Below are 16,590 nucleotides of genomic sequence, written 5' to 3'. Positions count from 1 at the left end.
ACCTGTTTTCATCGTCTGACAAACTGTTGAATTGATACTTCATCAAGAAATTTCAATTCTTCACGTTTCTCATTTTCCAAGTATTGAGCTTGCTTTATTTTTTTCATCTTTTCATATTTTTTTAAATCGACAGTTTTAAATAAGAGATATTTCTCTTTTTCATTCATGTTTTGTCGCGCTTTTTGTGTGCTAAGCTGCAGCTTATTAATTTCAGTCTGTAAAAAAGAGACATTTTGTTCATTTAGTTGAATAGAGGAAATAGCTAAACCTCGCAACAGCTTTTTCTCCGTTTCTTCAACTATCTCTTCTTTCTTTTTCAATAACTCATATAGCTGTGTTGCTACGCCTTCAAATTCCTCAACAGATTCCGTATAAGCTCGCTCAGCGTCCGTTTTTTCAAAGTCTTTTACTTCTAAAACTTTTTGAAGTGCGAATTTAAAACTCATCATTTACCTCCTATACCGAACTGCTGAATCATACTGGCAGCTGTTTCCTTGAAATCGTGTGAATCATGAAGTCCTTGCTTTAAAAAAGCCATTATTTCAGGATACTTAGTGATAGCTTCATCAACTTCTTTGTTCGTCCCTTTTTTATATGCCCCTATATTAATCAGATCTTCAGATTCACTATATACGGAGAGCATATGTCTCATATAATCAGCAGTCGCTCGGTGATCATCACTTACGAGATCATTCATGACCCGGCTAATACTTGTTAGTACATTAATGGCAGGGAAATGTCCTTTATTAGCTAATCTACGATCTAATACTAGATGGCCGTCCAATATTCCCCTTACACTGTCTGCTATTGGTTCATTCATATCATCACCGTCTACAAGTACGGTATAGAATGCGGTAATGGAACCTTGTTCACTCATGCCACTTCTTTCTAAAAGACGCGGGAGTAGAGCAAATACTGAAGGTGTGTAACCTTTAGTAGTAGGTGGCTCTCCGATAGCTAATCCGACTTCCCTTTGCGCCATGGCAACCCGAGTAACAGAATCCATCATTAAGGTGACATTTAAGCCTTGGTCTCTAAAATACTCACTGATCGCAGTGGCAGTCATAGCCCCTTTAATTCTCATTAATGCTGGCTGATCTGATGTGGCGACTACCACGATCGTATTTGATAACCCTGCTTCTCCTAAGTCACGTTCAATAAAGTCCCTCACTTCACGTCCACGCTCACCAATAAGAGCAATCACATTTAAATCTGCTTCGGAATTTTTTGCAATCATTGCCATGAGAGTACTTTTACCTACCCCACTTCCTGCAAAAATCCCTAACCGCTGTCCCTTTCCTACAGAAAACAAGCTGTCCACTGCTTTCACACCTAAACTGAGTGGCTCTTGGATACGGGGACGCTTCAGCGGGTTCGGTGGTGTATTATCAGTAGGTACCTTTTGCAAACCCTCTATAAAAGAACTTTCATCAATGGGTCTACCTAAACCGTCTACGACACTGCCTATCATGCTTGTACCAACCTTTACTTGAAGAGCATGATTCATACTTTCAACTAAACTACCTGGGGAGATGTCCTCTACTCTGTCATAAGGCATAAGCAAAACATTTTGTTCACGAAACCCTACTACTTCTGCAAGAATCCGCCGTTTTTGACCGTGACCTAAAGTAATTGAACATAAATCACCAACAGAAGCCTGTGGACCTTGTGATTCAATCATTAGCCCCACTACTTGAGTCACTTTTCCATATTGCTTATAAGGTGATATATTATCAAGGATAGGAAGTAGGTGACTAATGCTCATGTTGGTCTCCTTTTTTCAGACTTTCCGATAATAACCGTTTTATTTCTTTTAATTGACTGTCTACAGAAGCTTCAAGCTGACCGAAGGACGTTTCGATGACACAGCCATTCGTTGAAAGCGAGTCATCTGGAAAAATGAGTAGCTCTCTCGTATGCAAAGCGATACCTTCTAGCTCTTTTTTGTGAGAAAGTGTTGTTTCATACCAAGCTGGAGCTACATAGAGTTTGACTTCTTCCTGTTCCCTTACTTCAGTAACCGCCTCTTTCACGAGGGAAACCCAAGCACTTGAAGTGGTCTCAAGTGTTTGAGACACAATTTTTTCAGCTACTTTCATAGCTAGCTCCAGTATTTCTCCTGAAGCTTCCTCAAGCTTTTGTTCATAATCCTGTTTAGCAAGTTGAACAATATGCTTTGCTTCCTGAACATCTTTCTGGATACTCTGTTGCCCTTCTGAAATACCTGCTTCATAACCTTTAGTGAAACCTTCATCCTCTGCTTGACTTAACTGAATGCGCTTAGTTTCTTCAAAGCTTTCTTCTTGTTGTTTTCTGTAAACTTCCCATTCAGCTTTTGCATTGATAAGCTCTTCTTCTCTTCGCATCAAATCTTGTTTCTCTCTTTCCAATACCTGATGTTCATCATCGTGAACTTCTGTATCGGTCATATCATCTGATAGCGAGTTATCAATTGGATTAAATGCTTTTTCTTTTATCGGTACTTTTACTTCACGCAGTCGAATGGTCTTCCCTTCCGCTTTAGGAGGGCGTGTGTAAGTAGATTTGATAAGTCTAGACAATAATATCATCTCCTCCGCCTCGTGCTATGACAATCTCCCCTGCTTCTTCGAGACGACGTATCACGGCAACGATTCGGGTTTGCGCTTCTTCCACATCCTTCAAACGAACTGGCCCCATAAACTCCATTTCATCTTTAAACGTTTCTGACATTCGTTGTGACATATTGTTAAAGACAATCTCTTTCACATCATCGCTAGCGACTTTAAGTGACAGCTGTAAATCTTCATTTTCAACATCACGGATAACGCGTTGAATCGAACGGTTATCCAATGTAACGATATCTTCAAAGACAAACATTCTCTTTTTAATTTCTTCTGCCAATTCAGGATCTTGAATTTCTAAAGAATCAAGAATAGTTCGCTCAGTACTTCTGTCAACGCTATTAAGCACTTCAACTACTGCTTCAATACCACCGGCTTGCGTATAATCTTGTGTGACTGTAGCAGATAGCTTTCGTTCTAAAATACTTTCAACTTCATTCACGATTTCTGGAGAAGTACTATCCATAACAGCAATCCGCTTAGCAACATCTGCCTGTACTTCTTGGGGAAGTGATGACAAAATTTGGCCAGATTGTTCGCTATCTAAATAAGATAAGATAAGTGCAATTGTTTGCGGATGTTCATTTTGAATAAAATTAAAGATTTGCCCTGGATCAGCTTTTCTCGCAAAGTCAAAGGGTCTTACTTGTAAAGTGGACGTTAACCGATTTATAATTTCCACCGCTTCATCTGATCCAAGAGCTTTTTCTAGCACATCTTTGGCGTACCCAATCCCACCTTGAGTGATATAATCTTGAGCCACTGCAAGTTGGTGGAATTGGTCAAGAATCTCTTCTTTTGTGTCCTGCTCTACCCTTTTCACGTTGGCAATTTCTAGTGTAAGTCTTTCAATCTCTTCTTCTGATAAATGCTTATAAACTTGCGCTGACACATCAGGACCTAAAGAGATTAACAAGATGGCGGCTTTTTCTTTGCCGGTTAATTTTTTTCTTTTCGCCACTCTTTTCTCCTCCTTTTAGTCCTCTGATAACCATGTTCTTACGAGTTTAGAAAACTCTTCAGGTTTATCTTTTGCAAGTTGTTCAAGTTGTTTTCTTCTTGCTTTTTCTTCAGTTTCTGGTCCCTCATCAAAAGGTGTCATCTCATACCCTGTTTGTTCTGACACGACCATGTCTTCTTCATCATCAGTTCGATTCCGTCTAACCAATAAGAAGATGAGTAAAATAACAACTGCTACTAAAGCACCAACAATGTAATACCAGAATGGTGTCCCTGTAGCGGGTTCTTCAAATTCTGCTTTCCCAAAAAATTCTTGCGCTGAGACGTAAATACGTTCGTTAATGTCATCCTCTTCCCATTCAGCAGTGACATCACTGTTAATGGATGTTCTGACAACCTGACCTAAAATTTGTTGAATATCATTGACGCTTTGTTGAGAAAGACTTAAAGGATCTTCAGGATCTGGCGGTTCTACCATAACTTGAATGCCAATATCCCTGATTTGGTAAGGGCTCTCTACGATTTCTTTAGAAATCCGATTCACATCATTATTAATCCGTTCCTCTATCTTTTCGTAGTCTCCTTGGCCTGCACCAACAATACCTTGATATCCAGGAATGTCGGTTTCACCTGCTCCTACAACACCGCCATCTTCTAAGTCTGTACCTTCATACGTTTCCGTAATACGTTCGACGCTGACAGCAATACCTTCCATGTTTTCCTCGTCAACAGGCTCCACAAGTTCTTCCTGTCTGTTCTCTTGAGTGAAATCCACATCCGTCGTAACAGAGACGAGAACTTTATCAGGTCCCATCATTGTGCCTAGCATTTGCTGTAAATCACGTTGTATATCCTTTTCAATATCTCGTTGAATGGCGCGTTGTTGTTCATAAACACTTAAAGATGATCCACCAGTCGTTGAATTGTCGTCTAATTCTAGATAACGCGACATTTGATCCATGATCACAATATTTTCAACTGGAAGATTAGGTACACTTCGTGAAACGAGGTGATACATAGAACGAATTTGATTTTCGTCCATCGTATAACCAGCTTGTAAATTTAATAGGACCGATGCCGTTGCTTCGTTTGGATCATCACTTAACCAAATACTTTCTTCAGGCATTGTCAGCATAACTTGCGAGCTTTGCACCCCATCTATATTTCGAATTAAGTCTTCTAATGAGGTTTGAAGCGCAGCTCTTTCTAGTAATTGAAATTCACTATCTGTTGTCCCAAAGCCCATATTATCACTGAATGTCGAATAGTCTATTCGTCCTGAATTCGGGATTCCTTCAGCAGCCAATGTGACTTTTAGATCATCTACCATCGACTCAGGTACCATTATCGTTGTCCCGTCACTACTCACTTCATTAGCGACGCCTCTACTGTCCAGTGTCGCTTTTATCTCTCCTGTTTCCTGTACACTTAAGTTTGAGTAGAGAGGAACATAGCTTGTCCTCGAACCCATCCACATGAATAACAGGAGAAGAGTTAAGACAAGTAACACTGATCCGATGAGCATCCCTTTTTGGTTTTTCGTACGGGACTGCCAAAATTCTGTCGTTTTATTTTTATAATTGATCAGTTTATCGTTCATGTTTCCTCCCACACTGACTGTACATTTAAATGGTAGTAACATTCATTCCTCATACTTTGTCACCATTTAAATTAAAGTTCCTATTTTATTAAACTTCCTCAGATGGTTGACCGATAAAATGAGTAACCCCCCATAAAATAATGCCCTGTAACGAACTAATTTTACATACGAGAGAGTTTGTTTAATTAATGCTGCAATCAGCGCAATCCACCATCATGTCTTATGTCTTAAAAATATAGAATATATAATTTCGGCACCCGTAAATCGGGTATTTTAGTACTATCTTAAACTTGCATTCTCATAATTTCTTGGTAAGCTTCAATTGCTTTGTTACGAACTTCAGTTGTCGTTTGAAGCATCACAGAGGCTTTTTCAGCTGTGATCATAACGTCATGTAAATCTACATTTTCTCCACGCGCCACTTTTTCAGTCATTATCGCTGAATTATTTTGGCCTTCGTTCACTTCAGAGATCGCATTGTTCAGCCACGTTTTAAACGATTGTTGAGCCTCAGCAGGTGTCGCTTGATTAACGTTGTTTTTCTTAGCTGTGCTCATAATCGAGTTCAGTTGTTGAATTTGATTAACTTCCATCATTAGCCTCCTCTATTAGTCTATCGTCCTATTTCAAGTGCTTTTAGAAGCATATTTTTATGGGCATCTATTGCCGTAACATTTCCCTCATAGGACCTCGTTGCCCCCATTAAATCAATCATCTCTTTAAGTGGATCAACATTAGGCATCTCCACGTAGCCTTCTTCATTGGCATCTGGATGATCAGGCTGATAAACTTGTCTAAAGGGACTTTGGTCTTCCACAGTATGGCCTACTTTCACACCATTTCCGGCCCCTTCAGAAGTCCCCATCGCTTTATTTAAATATGAACTAAAGCCAGAATTGTCATTTTGATACATGGTCACCATCTTTCTTCGGTATGGCTCCCACTCTCCTTCAACTAAACGACCCCTTGTCGTGTCTGCATTTGCCATATTACTTGACACAACATCCATCCTGAAACGTTGTGCAGTCAAGGCTGAAGCTGAAATATTCAATCCATTAAATATTGACATGTTTCATTACCTCCCTTGTCCAAGAACAGTTCGTATGCTATTAAATCTACCGTTCAATCGATCTACTAATGTGTTGTAATAAATTTGGTTTTTCGCTAGTTCACTCATCTCAGAATCAATATCTACATTGTTACCATTGTGGTTATATGTGGTATTGTTTCGAGATACAATTTTAGCAGACTCATCTGATGGCCCACCTCCAAATTGAATATGGCGGTTATCAGTTCTATTAGCATTCAATTTTTGGTTTGCTTGGGCTTGATTTAATTCGTGAGCAAATACTGTCTGTTTCGCTTTATAGTTCGGAGTATCTACATTTGCAATGTTTTGACTTATCGTATTTTGTCGAGTCATAGATGAGGACAATGCTGTTTCCAACAATTGGTTTGTGGAATTAGTAATTAAATTCATTATTTATTCCCCCGATTTAAAAATCTAAAACTTTATATCTCGTACTTAAGAACCAGTGTCGAGATTAATTCTATATAATAAATAGGATTTTGTCTAACGTTCTCAGAAATTGACTACAGTTAGATAAAAAAGGCCTACTATTTGTCCCGTAAATAGTCACATTTTGTTGTATCCCATATTTTAATAGGATAAAATAATCATATTTTCATTATCGCTATAAGAACTTTATCACATTTTCACATCTTTTGGCGCATTTTTTTCTGGAAATTAAAAAACGAAGGCTTTTGTACTACAAGCCTTCGTTCATATATAGTCTTTTTATCTCATTAATTTTTATGTTTTTCTAATTCAACAAGGAATTTATTGTTAAGCACTTTGATGTAGGTGCCTTTCATACCTAATGATCTAGACTCAATTACTCCGGCACTTTCAAGTTTCCTCAACGCATTCACAATAACTGATCTTGTAATGCCAACTCTATCTGCTATTTTGCTCGCCACTAGCAGACCCTCATTACCTTCTAACTCTTGGAAAATATGATCCACCGCTTCTAATTCGCTATACGACAAGGAACTGATCGCCATTTGCACAACAGCTTTACTTCGCGCTTCTTGTTCAATCTCTTCGGCTTTTTCATGGAGAATTTCCATTCCAACGACTGTCGCTCCATATTCCGCTAACAGTAAGTCGTCATCACCAAATGACTCATCAAGTCTCGCTAATATGAGTGTACCTAGACGTTGCCCGCCTCCTTGAATTGGTACAATCGTCGTCAAACCGTTAGCAAATAAGTCTTTATTTTCAACTGGAAAAGCTGTAAATTCACTATCTATATCAAGATTTGAAGACGTCTCTTCAATCTTAAATAAGCCTGATGTGTATGCTTCTGGAAATTGTCTTTCTTCAAGCATCTGTTTAATCCTTGAATTTTCAATTTCTTGTTTAATTGAATATCCTAATAGCTTTCCTCTTCTACTGACGATAAAGATATTGGCTTCAATAACATCTCTTAATGTTAAAGCCATATCGTTAAAGTTCACCGCCTGTCCAGCACTCTTTTGTAATAATTCATTAATTTTTCGTGTTTTTGTTAATAGATCCATTGGAATTCCTCCTGTTTTATAAAATAAACTGACTTAAGTCCCGATTTTTCGCGACGTCTTGTAACTTATCTTCTACATACTCCGGTGTAATTGTTATCTCTTCCATTGTTATCTCTGAGGCTTCATAAGATAAATCTTCAAGTAACTTTTCTAGAATAGTGTGAAGTCTTCGCGCACCGATATTTTCTGTCGCTTCATTTACCTCTGTGGCAATTTCTGCAATTCTACGAATAGCATCGTCAGAAAATTTCAATTTTATTCCTTCTACTTCTAATAGCGCTTGATACTGTTTAGCCAAGGCGTGTTTAGGTTCCACTAATATTTTAACAAAATCTTCAACAGTGAGGCTATTCAGCTCTACACGAATTGGGAACCTGCCTTGTAGTTCTGGAATAAGATCAGACGGCTTCGAGAAATGAAATGCTCCAGCAGCTACGAACAACATATGATCTGTTTTCACAGCGCCATATTTAGTCATAACGGTAGATCCTTCTACTATAGGTAAAATATCACGTTGAACCCCTTCTCTAGATACATCGGCAGATTGTTGCTGATTTTTACCTGCCACTTTATCAATTTCATCAATAAAGATGATTCCCAGTTGCTCGGCTTTAAAAATAGCCTCTTGAGTGACTTCGTCCATATCAATTAATTTCTGTGCCTCAGCTTCAGTAAGTACTTTACGGGCCTCTCTCACAGGGAGTTTCCGGCGTTTCTTTTTTTTAGGCATCATATTTCCAAGCATATCTTGCATGTTCATCCCCATTTGTTCCATCCCGGCCCCCTGGAACATATCCATAAAGTTGGATTGTTGCTCTTCAACTTCTATGCTAACTTCTTCATTTTCTAACTCACCCGCAGCTAACTGCTTTGCTATTCGTTGTCGTCGGTCCCTGACTGTCGTTTCTTCTTGCTGCTCTTCACTCTGCTGTTCTTGTGAATCTTGATTACCTTGGAAAAGCATTTCAAGTGGATTACGATAGGCATTTTCTTTCTTTTGCGAAGGAACTAAAAGCTCTACTAAACGATGGTTAGCTTGCTGCTCGGCCCGCTCTTTCACCTTTACCATGTTTTCTTCTTTCACGATGCGAATAGATGTCTCAATGAGATCGCGAACCATTGATTCTACATCCCGGCCAACGTAACCTACTTCAGTAAATTTTGTTGCTTCGACTTTTACGAAGGGAGCACCTACCAACTTAGCCAACCTCCGTGCAATTTCTGTTTTACCTACCCCAGTAGGACCGATCATTAATATATTTTTTGGGGTTATTTCTTCTCTCAACGCTTCAGAAAGTTGGTTTCGACGATAGCGGTTCCTTAAAGCGACAGCAACTGATTTTTTTGCCTTTGTTTGCCCTACTATTGATTGATCGAGTCGTTCGACAATTTGTTTTGGGGTTAACATTTCACTCATTTATGCATCCCTCACTTAGAAATTAAGAATTTTCATCTTAGTTATCATGCGTCAGTTCTTCAACAATAATATGGTGATTTGTATACACACATATATCTGCGGCTGTTGTTAAACTAGCTTCTGCAATTTCCCGTGCAGATAAATGTGATGCATGAGATTTTAGCGCTCTACCAGCTGAAAGAGCATAGTTTCCACCAGAACCGATTGCTAATATACCATCATCAGGTTCAATCACTTCTCCAGTACCTGCTATTAGGTAGAGGTTTGTTTTATCCATGACGATAAGCATTGCTTCTAACTTTCGGAGGACCCTGTCTGATCGCCATTCTTTAGCCAATTCCACAGCTGCTCGTTGTAAATTACCGCTGTATTCTTCCAATTTCGTTTCGAATTTTTCATATAAAGTAAAGGCATCGGCCACAGAGCCAGCAAAGCCAGCAATGACTTTTCCTCTATATAATCTACGTACTTTCTTTGCTGAATGTTTCATAACAACGGCATTACCAAATGTCACTTGACCGTCTCCAGCTATGGCTGAAGAGCCGTTATGCTTAATAGCAAATATCGTTGTCCCTTTAATTTTATCCATTTTTTTACTCCTTTCTACAATATCGTCATGCTCTCGGATGGCTTTTTCTATAGACTTCTCTCAAATGGTCCTTGGTCACGTGTGTATATATTTGAGTTGCTGACAAATCACTATGGCCAAGAAGTTCTTGAACCGTTCGTAAATCAGCTCCTTCATTTAATAAATGAGTGGCAAATGTATGACGCAGTACATGAGGACTTAATCGTGCTGAAACAGCAGCATCCTTTACGACTGTCGATAAAATCTTCCGAATACTTCGCTCTTTTAAATGAGCACCACGATAACTTAAGAAAATAGCCTCAGTTTGGATATTTGCTTTCATAATTAGTTTAGGTCTACTTTCGTCAAGATAAACCTTCAATGCTTCCATCGCATAGCTGCCAACAGGGACATATCTATCTTTACGTCCCTTACCATGAACAAGTAAAGTCCCGAGTTCACTATCATAATCAGACAGGTGTAACCCAACACATTCACTCACCCTAATCCCGGTCCCATACAAAACTTCGATCAAGGCTTTGTTTCTTTGTCCTAATACTGTCGATGTATCAATTGCCTCAAAAATATAGTTCATCTCATCCTCATAAAAGAAAGACGGAAGTTTCTTATCTAGCTTTGGGGTTGTCACCATAGTGAAAGGGTTTTCTTCAACATATCCTTCCCTCAACAAAAACGACCAGAAAGTCCTTAAAGATGAAAGCTTTCTTGCCACTGTTCTTCGAGCATATAACTGGGTGTGTAATTCAGTTAAGTAAATTCTAATGTCTCCATACGAAACAGCAGCGATTGATTTTCTCAAATGCTGCGAGATAAAGTCGTCAAAATCACGTAAGTCTTTCGTATAATTTAACACAGTATGAACGGAGGCTCGTTTCTCAATTTGCAAGTATTCCGTAAATTGTTTCAACCATAATTCCAGCATATTGCCACCTTTTTATTCAACGTTAAGAGCTACTAAATCGTAACACAGTTTAGTAGCTCTTTCAATAAACCTTACATTTTTTTCACAAAATTCTGAATTGTCGTCAACGCCCTTTCAGCATATTTCTCGTAACGCTCTTTTTTACTCTTAATCCGTTCAAGAAACGGGGGAACTAATCCAAAGTTTGCGTTTATTGGTTGAAAATTATCCGGGTTAGCAGTTGTAATATAATGCGCCATGGCACCTATCATTGTTTCTTCTGGAAAAGTAACGGGAGCTTTGTGATTAACAATATTCGCTGCATTTATTCCAGCTGTTAATCCTGAAGCTGCAGATTCCACATAACCCTCTACACCAGTCATCTGCCCCGCAAAAAATAAATCGTTGCGTTCCTTATATTGATACGTATTATGAAGTAAATTCGGAGAGTTAATAAATGTGTTCCGATGCATGACTCCGTACCTCACAATTTCGGCGTTTTCCAGTCCAGGAATTAGTCTGATAACATCTTTTTGTGGCCCCCATTTTAAATGGGTTTGAAACCCAACGATATTATATAGGGTACCAGAAGAATTGTCTTGTCGAAGTTGGACAACAGCATAAGGTCGTTTCCCTGTAGAAGGATCTTCAAGTCCGACTGGTTTCATCGGTCCGAAGAGCATTGTTTTCCGTCCCCTTTTAGCCATCACTTCAATTGGCATACAACCTTCAAAAAACATTGCCTTTTCAAATTCTTTTAAAGGGACTGTTTCAGCCTCAACTAAGGCATTATAGAAGCGATCAAATTCTTCCTCAGTCATAGGGCAATTTAAGTATGCTGCTTCACCTTTATCATACCGAGATTTCAAATATACTTTTTCCCTGTCTATAGAGTCTACCTCTATAATAGGGGCTGCCGCATCATAAAAATAAAGGTAATCTTCCCCTGTTAGCTTCCTTAAACTGGTAGACAAAGCATCGGAAGTTAAAGGACCTGTTGCAATAATTGTAGGACCTTCTGGAATTTCTTCAATTTCTTCCTCAAATACCGTTACACGTTCATGCCCTTTCACACGCTCAGTAACAAGAGCCGCAAATTCATGTCGATCAACTGCTAAAGCGCCACCAGCCGGAACTGAACACGCATCCGCCGAACTGACAATGACTGAATTTAACTGACGCATTTCTTCTTTTAAAACACCAACAGCATTCGTCAAGCTATTACCTCTTAACGAATTACTACAAACTAACTCTGCAAATTTATCTGTATGATGGGCAGGGGTTAGTTTTTTAGGACGCATTTCATACAGACGTACTGAAATACCACGACTAGCTAACTGCCAAGCAGCCTCACTCCCGGCTAATCCTGCTCCAATCACATTTACATATGTCGTCAAAATGTTACCTCCTGATTATCACCCATTAATTATGTAGAAAAGCTTTCAAGCTTTCCTGTCTTACTAGTCAAAACGATAGTATAACATGATCGTTATTAAATGAAGAGCGAAATGAAAATAACTTGTAAGGGAGCCAACGTTAAGGACGTGTGCTCCCAATAATAACTTCGTCAATTAATTACTGTCTTCTTTGTAATCACATTCTGTACAATGTACGTTGACACCTTTTTTAGACTTCTTTTCTATGAGTAGACTTTCACATTTTGGACAAGGTCTTGATATTGGTTTATCCCATGAAATAAAGTCACACTCAGGGTATCTATCACATCCATAAAAGAGACGTCTTTTTTTACTTTTGCGCTCAACGATATTTCCTTCAGAGCACTTAGGGCATTTCACCCCTATTTCCTTCATAATCGCTTTTGTATTTCGGCAATTTGGAAAATTAGAACAGGCCATAAATTTTCCGTATCTTCCCATTTTAAAGACCATGTCATGCCCGCATTTTTCACATTCCTCACCGGCAGGCTCGTCTTTTATCTCCACTTCTTTCATTTCTTCTTCTGCTGTTTTTAAGCGTTTTTCAAAGCCTGTATAAAAACGGTCGATTATTTGAACCCAATTTTGGTCGCCCTCTTCAATAGCATCGAGGTTTGACTCCATTTCAGCGGTGAACTCTACGTTTAATATTTCAGGGAAAAACTCCTCTATTAATTCTAAAACAATCTCACCTAACTCAGTGGGAACAAATCGTTTGTCCTCAAGGGCTACATAACCTCGTCGTTGAATCGTATCGAGAGTAGGTGCATATGTCGATGGTCTCCCAATCCCCAGTTCTTCCATCGTCCGCACAAGCCTTGCTTCTGTATATCTTGGCGGTGGCTGTGTAAAATGTTGATTCGGATCTATTTTTTCAGATAAAGCTGTCTCGCCTTCTTCCATTGCTGGTAATAAGCGATCTTTTTCTTCTTTCCCTTCATCATTTCCTTCAATATAAACCTTCATAAAACCAGGAAACTTGAGCTTCGATCCACTCGCTCGGAACATCACGCCATTATTGGTAAGATCCACTGACATTGTATCCATAACAGCCGGTGCCATTTGACTGGCCACCATTCGCTCCCAAATGAGTTTATACAAACGGTACTGATCCCTACTTAAGTAGGATTTAATCGTTTTTGGATCTTTCATTACCGATGTTGGACGAACGGCTTCATGAGCATCCTGGGAGTTTGCTTTTTGCTTTGAATTTCCAGAAGATTGATTATGATACTCTTTGCCATAATGTGTTTCTATATAGTCTTTCGCCTCTTGTCGAGCAGTCTCAGACAATCGGGTCGAATCCGTTCTCATATACGTAATGAGTCCTACTGTGCCACCTTTCCCCAAATCAATCCCTTCATAAAGCTGCTGAGCTAACATCATTGTTTTCTTCGCTCTAAAATTGAGCTTTCTCGCTGCTTCCTGCTGTAATGAGGATGTAGTAAAAGGCACTACAGGATTACGTTTTCGCTCTTTTCGCTTTACTTTTTCAATGTGGAAAGTATCACCAGTAAGTTTTGCTAAAATATTATCCACGTCTGATTTCGTTTTCAGCTCTTTTTTCTTACCGTCTAAAGACATAAATTTAGCTTCGAATTGGTGATTATCTTTTGTCATTTTTGCTGTTACAGACCAATATTCTTCAGGTTTAAAAGCTTTAATTTCATTTTCCCGATCGATGATCATTTTCACAGCTACAGATTGGACCCTACCAGCACTCAACCCTTTTTTCACTTTTTTCCACAATAAAGGGCTAATATTATAGCCTACTAACCTATCGAGTACCCGTCGAGCTTGTTGAGCGTTTACTAAATTAGCATTAATCATTCTCGGATGTTTAAATGAATCTTTAATTGCCTGCTTAGTAATTTCATTAAACACAACACGACATTCAGAATCTTTATCAATATTTAAGCTATCGGCAAGGTGCCATGCGATCGCTTCACCTTCACGATCCGGGTCAGCTGCCAGATAAATACGCTTTGCCTTTTTTGCTGCTTGCTTTAATTCTTTTAAAATCGGGCCTTTCCCGCGAATAGTAATATACTTAGGAGAATAATTTTCTTCCACATCCACACCCATCTGACTTTTTGGCAGGTCGATAACATGACCCATTGAGGCTTTGACGGAATACTTCTTACCTAAATATTTTCCAATTGTCTTTGCTTTAGCGGGAGATTCCACGATTACTAAGTAATCGGACATACATACGTGCCTCCCCTTTAGAGGTATATTAAATCTTCACTATTATTAAACACTATTTTATGATTTGTCAAACATTCTTTGCATATTTTTTGAAAAATAGACGTTTTCTTATTTGTATAAGAATTTTTATTTTTATAGAATTAGCTTAAAAAGCTGACATAAGGCTAAATGACGTTTTACTACACGTACACCTTATAACTTATATAGAAGGCATACGTCAGTTACTCGTGTTAAATTAATAGTACACGTTGAATTATATAATATTTCACCTGTTTTACCCTGTCAGTTTTGTGAATTGCAGGCACACACTCACATATAACGTTCTTATATATGAGAGTGACACTTCATACAGAATAACATAAGATTTCAAAGAAAACATCAAACACGCATAAGATATTCTTCAATAATATCTTCACTACTTAGAATTAATTTAGCACCTTGTTGGATTAATCGATTAGTACCTTCTGCCACCGAGTCAGAAATTCTCCCAGGAAAGGCAAAAACATCTCTACCTTGCTGAAGCGCGCACTCACTTGTAATTAAAGAGCCACTTTTATAAGCAGCTTCTACTACAAGCGTAGCTGCCGAGAGCCCACTTATAATTCTATTTCTTTCAGGAAACTGCCAACGCTTTGGCTTTACATAAGGAGGATATTCCGACACAATGAGTTGGGATTTTTCAAGTTCCTCTTTTAAATGCCTTAATCCGACAGGGTAAAGATGGTCTAGGCCATACGCTAATACAGCAATAGTATACCCCTTTTCCCTTATCATCAACTCGTGAGAAATCGTATCTACTCCAAGGGCCATACCGCTTACTATCGTGATAGGAAATGATGCTAACGGAGAGAGTACTTGCTTCATATGATCATAAGCAGAGGTTGAGGGGTGTCTTGTCCCCACAACGCTTAAACAGTGCTTAGCTGCTAAATAACGATCGTTACCTTTAAAATATAAAATCCATGGTGGATCATATATTTCTTTTAACAAAGTAGGATATTCACTCTGAAAGAAAGTCACATAACCGATATTCTTCATATTTAATTCTAATTTTAAATGATCGACCCTAACTTCTGATAAAGTATGGTAGATATTCTTGACGCGTTGTTGATCTCTTTTAGGAAACAACTTAACAAAGTCTGTAATGGGGAGCTTGTAAAAAAGATTAAGGGAATCATCATACTTAAAGCACGTTTTTAAAAAAGAGTAACTACCGTATGAACAATAATGGAGGTGTAGAAGCCTATCTTGAAAAGAAGAGGGGGAATACACAGCGGCAAATTCCTTTCTATTTAGTTAGAGGATTTAATACAGGGGAGGTAAACGCATTAAAGATGGGGCCGAGAGTAATCGACTCTCGACCGCCTTATGTTTATTATACGTTATGTGTGATACATTTTTCCAATAGATTACTTTCTTTCAGTGCGGAAATCAACGTTTCTCCCATTACTGCTGGTGTTTCAGCTACTTTTACCCCTGCCGAGTTCAACGTTTTTATTTTCTCCTCAGCTGTTCCTTTTCCTCCGGAAATAATAGCACCTGCGTGCCCCATTCGTTTACCTGGAGGGGCTGTTTGACCTCCGATAAACCCTACGACAGGTTTCGTCATATTGTGCTTGATCCATTCAGCAGCTTCTTCTTCTGCTGTGCCACCAATTTCACCAATCATGATCACCGCATACGTATCATCGTCTTCATTAAATTGTTTTAAGACATCGATAAAATCAGTACCATTAACAGGATCTCCACCAATTCCAACCGCTGTCGATTGGCCAATGCCACTTGTTGATAATTGGTGAACTGCCTCATATGTTAATGTGCCAGATCTTGATACAACACCTACATGCCCTTTTTTGTGTATATATCCTGGCATGATACCAATTTTACACTCTTCTGGTGTAATCACTCCGGGACAATTTGGGCCGATTAAGCGTGTGTTTTTACCTTCCATAAAGCGCTTAACTTTTATCATATCTGTTACTGGAATACCTTCTGTTATCGTGATAACTAATTCAATCCCCGCATCTGTCGCTTCCATAATTGCATCAGCAGCAAATGGCGGCGGAACATAAATAACTGATGCGTTTGCACCTGTTTTTTCCACTGCTTCAGTGACCGTATCAAATACCGGTATACCTTCTACTTCAGTGCCACCCTTTCCTGGTGTCACACCTCCTACGATTTGGGTGCCATATTCCATCGCTTGCTTCGTATGAAATAGTCCGGTGGCTCCGGTAATTCCTTGCACAATAACTTTTGTATCTTTATTAATTAAGATGCTCACCTTAATCCC

At 38.9% G+C, this 16,590-nt stretch carries 16 protein-coding genes; all 16 read right to left on the bottom strand.

Features of this window, described 5'->3' with window-relative positions; translation table 11 throughout:
* Positions 1-8: 8 nt before the first annotated feature.
* The 16 genes from fliJ to sucD all read right to left on the bottom strand — a co-directional run bounded on the left by fliJ (position 9) and on the right by sucD (position 16,581).
* On the bottom strand, positions 9-446 hold the full coding sequence (fliJ, locus tag BK581_RS01120; protein ID WP_078576311.1) for a flagellar export protein FliJ: 438 nt from the start codon (positions 444-446) through the stop codon (positions 9-11).
* Positions 446-1,765, bottom strand: a complete 1,320-nt coding sequence (fliI, locus tag BK581_RS01115) for a flagellar protein export ATPase FliI (protein WP_078576310.1) — start codon at positions 1,763-1,765, stop codon at positions 446-448. Before fliI ends, fliJ begins: the two co-directional genes overlap by 1 nt.
* Positions 1,755-2,561 (bottom strand): flagellar assembly protein FliH, encoded by an 807-nt coding sequence (gene fliH / locus BK581_RS01110; RefSeq protein WP_169837469.1) that lies wholly within the window; start codon positions 2,559-2,561, stop codon positions 1,755-1,757. Before fliH ends, fliI begins: the two co-directional genes overlap by 11 nt.
* A complete protein-coding gene (gene fliG / locus BK581_RS01105) occupies positions 2,554-3,564 on the bottom strand; it encodes a flagellar motor switch protein FliG (protein WP_078576307.1) in 1,011 nt (336 codons plus the stop codon). Before fliG ends, fliH begins: the two co-directional genes overlap by 8 nt.
* A 15-nt stretch (positions 3,565-3,579) precedes the next feature.
* Complete coding sequence (fliF, locus tag BK581_RS01100; RefSeq protein WP_078576305.1) at positions 3,580-5,163, bottom strand: flagellar basal-body MS-ring/collar protein FliF; 1,584 nt, start codon at positions 5,161-5,163, stop codon at positions 3,580-3,582.
* 284 nt (positions 5,164-5,447) lie between these two features.
* The gene (gene fliE / locus BK581_RS01095) at positions 5,448-5,756 is read right to left on the bottom strand and encodes a flagellar hook-basal body complex protein FliE (protein WP_078576303.1); all 309 of its coding nucleotides are present in this window, start codon (positions 5,754-5,756) and stop codon (positions 5,448-5,450) included.
* Positions 5,757-5,776: 20 nt separating this feature from the next.
* The gene (flgC, locus tag BK581_RS01090; protein ID WP_078576300.1) at positions 5,777-6,232 is read right to left on the bottom strand and encodes a flagellar basal body rod protein FlgC; all 456 of its coding nucleotides are present in this window, start codon (positions 6,230-6,232) and stop codon (positions 5,777-5,779) included.
* A gap of 6 nt (positions 6,233-6,238) precedes the next feature.
* On the bottom strand, positions 6,239-6,643 hold the full coding sequence (flgB, locus tag BK581_RS01085; protein ID WP_078576299.1) for a flagellar basal body rod protein FlgB: 405 nt from the start codon (positions 6,641-6,643) through the stop codon (positions 6,239-6,241).
* A gap of 326 nt (positions 6,644-6,969) precedes the next feature.
* Positions 6,970-7,746 carry a GTP-sensing pleiotropic transcriptional regulator CodY gene (gene codY / locus BK581_RS01080; protein WP_078576298.1) on the bottom strand — a complete coding sequence of 259 codons (777 nt, stop codon included), beginning with the start codon at positions 7,744-7,746 and terminating at the stop codon, positions 6,970-6,972.
* A gap of 16 nt (positions 7,747-7,762) precedes the next feature.
* Positions 7,763-9,163, bottom strand: a complete 1,401-nt coding sequence (gene hslU, locus BK581_RS01075; protein WP_078576296.1) for an ATP-dependent protease ATPase subunit HslU — start codon at positions 9,161-9,163, stop codon at positions 7,763-7,765.
* Positions 9,164-9,200: 37 nt separating this feature from the next.
* Positions 9,201-9,752, bottom strand: a complete 552-nt coding sequence (gene hslV / locus BK581_RS01070) for an ATP-dependent protease subunit HslV (RefSeq protein WP_078576294.1) — start codon at positions 9,750-9,752, stop codon at positions 9,201-9,203.
* A gap of 25 nt (positions 9,753-9,777) precedes the next feature.
* Positions 9,778-10,674 carry a tyrosine recombinase XerC gene (gene xerC / locus BK581_RS01065; RefSeq protein ID WP_078576290.1) on the bottom strand — a complete coding sequence of 299 codons (897 nt, stop codon included), beginning with the start codon at positions 10,672-10,674 and terminating at the stop codon, positions 9,778-9,780.
* Positions 10,675-10,745: 71 nt separating this feature from the next.
* Entirely contained in the window at positions 10,746-12,053 is a 1,308-nt protein-coding gene (gene trmFO, locus BK581_RS01060; protein WP_078576288.1) for an FADH(2)-oxidizing methylenetetrahydrofolate--tRNA-(uracil(54)-C(5))-methyltransferase TrmFO, read from the bottom strand.
* Positions 12,054-12,224: 171 nt separating this feature from the next.
* The gene (gene topA / locus BK581_RS01055; protein WP_078576287.1) at positions 12,225-14,297 is read right to left on the bottom strand and encodes a type I DNA topoisomerase; all 2,073 of its coding nucleotides are present in this window, start codon (positions 14,295-14,297) and stop codon (positions 12,225-12,227) included.
* A 378-nt stretch (positions 14,298-14,675) separates the two neighbouring features.
* Positions 14,676-15,335: a DNA-processing protein DprA gene (dprA, locus tag BK581_RS01050; protein ID WP_245828842.1), complete on the bottom strand. Its 660-nt coding sequence runs from the start codon at positions 15,333-15,335 to the stop codon at positions 14,676-14,678.
* A 337-nt stretch (positions 15,336-15,672) separates the two neighbouring features.
* Entirely contained in the window at positions 15,673-16,581 is a 909-nt protein-coding gene (gene sucD / locus BK581_RS01045) for a succinate--CoA ligase subunit alpha (RefSeq protein WP_078576284.1), read from the bottom strand.
* Positions 16,582-16,590: the final 9 nt, after the last annotated feature.

The sequence above is a fragment of the Salipaludibacillus agaradhaerens genome (assembly GCF_002019735.1).
GTDB lineage: Bacteria > Bacillota > Bacilli > Bacillales > Salisediminibacteriaceae > Salipaludibacillus > Salipaludibacillus agaradhaerens.
This window is presented reverse-complemented; position numbering and strand designations above follow the sequence as displayed.

What these genes read in the sequence shown, in the direction of transcription:
- fliE (WP_078576303.1), bottom strand. Translation starts at nt 5,756, where the DNA reads ATGGAAGTTAATCAAATTCAACAACTGAACTCGATTATGAGCACAGCT.
- xerC (WP_078576290.1), bottom strand. Translation starts at nt 10,674, where the DNA reads ATGCTGGAATTATGGTTGAAACAATTTACGGAATACTTGCAAATTGAG.
- flgB (WP_078576299.1), bottom strand. Translation starts at nt 6,643, where the DNA reads ATGAATTTAATTACTAATTCCACAAACCAATTGTTGGAAACAGCATTG.
- fliF (WP_078576305.1), bottom strand. Translation starts at nt 5,163, where the DNA reads ATGAACGATAAACTGATCAATTATAAAAATAAAACGACAGAATTTTGG.
- hslU (WP_078576296.1), bottom strand. Translation starts at nt 9,163, where the DNA reads ATGAGTGAAATGTTAACCCCAAAACAAATTGTCGAACGACTCGATCAA.
- hslV (WP_078576294.1), bottom strand. Translation starts at nt 9,752, where the DNA reads ATGGATAAAATTAAAGGGACAACGATATTTGCTATTAAGCATAACGGC.
- topA (WP_078576287.1), bottom strand. Translation starts at nt 14,297, where the DNA reads ATGTCCGATTACTTAGTAATCGTGGAATCTCCCGCTAAAGCAAAGACA.
- dprA (WP_245828842.1), bottom strand. Translation starts at nt 15,335, where the DNA reads ATGAAGAATATCGGTTATGTGACTTTCTTTCAGAGTGAATATCCTACT.
- fliJ (WP_078576311.1), bottom strand. Translation starts at nt 446, where the DNA reads ATGAGTTTTAAATTCGCACTTCAAAAAGTTTTAGAAGTAAAAGACTTT.
- flgC (WP_078576300.1), bottom strand. Translation starts at nt 6,232, where the DNA reads ATGTCAATATTTAATGGATTGAATATTTCAGCTTCAGCCTTGACTGCA.
- fliI (WP_078576310.1), bottom strand. Translation starts at nt 1,765, where the DNA reads ATGAGCATTAGTCACCTACTTCCTATCCTTGATAATATATCACCTTAT.
- codY (WP_078576298.1), bottom strand. Translation starts at nt 7,746, where the DNA reads ATGGATCTATTAACAAAAACACGAAAAATTAATGAATTATTACAAAAG.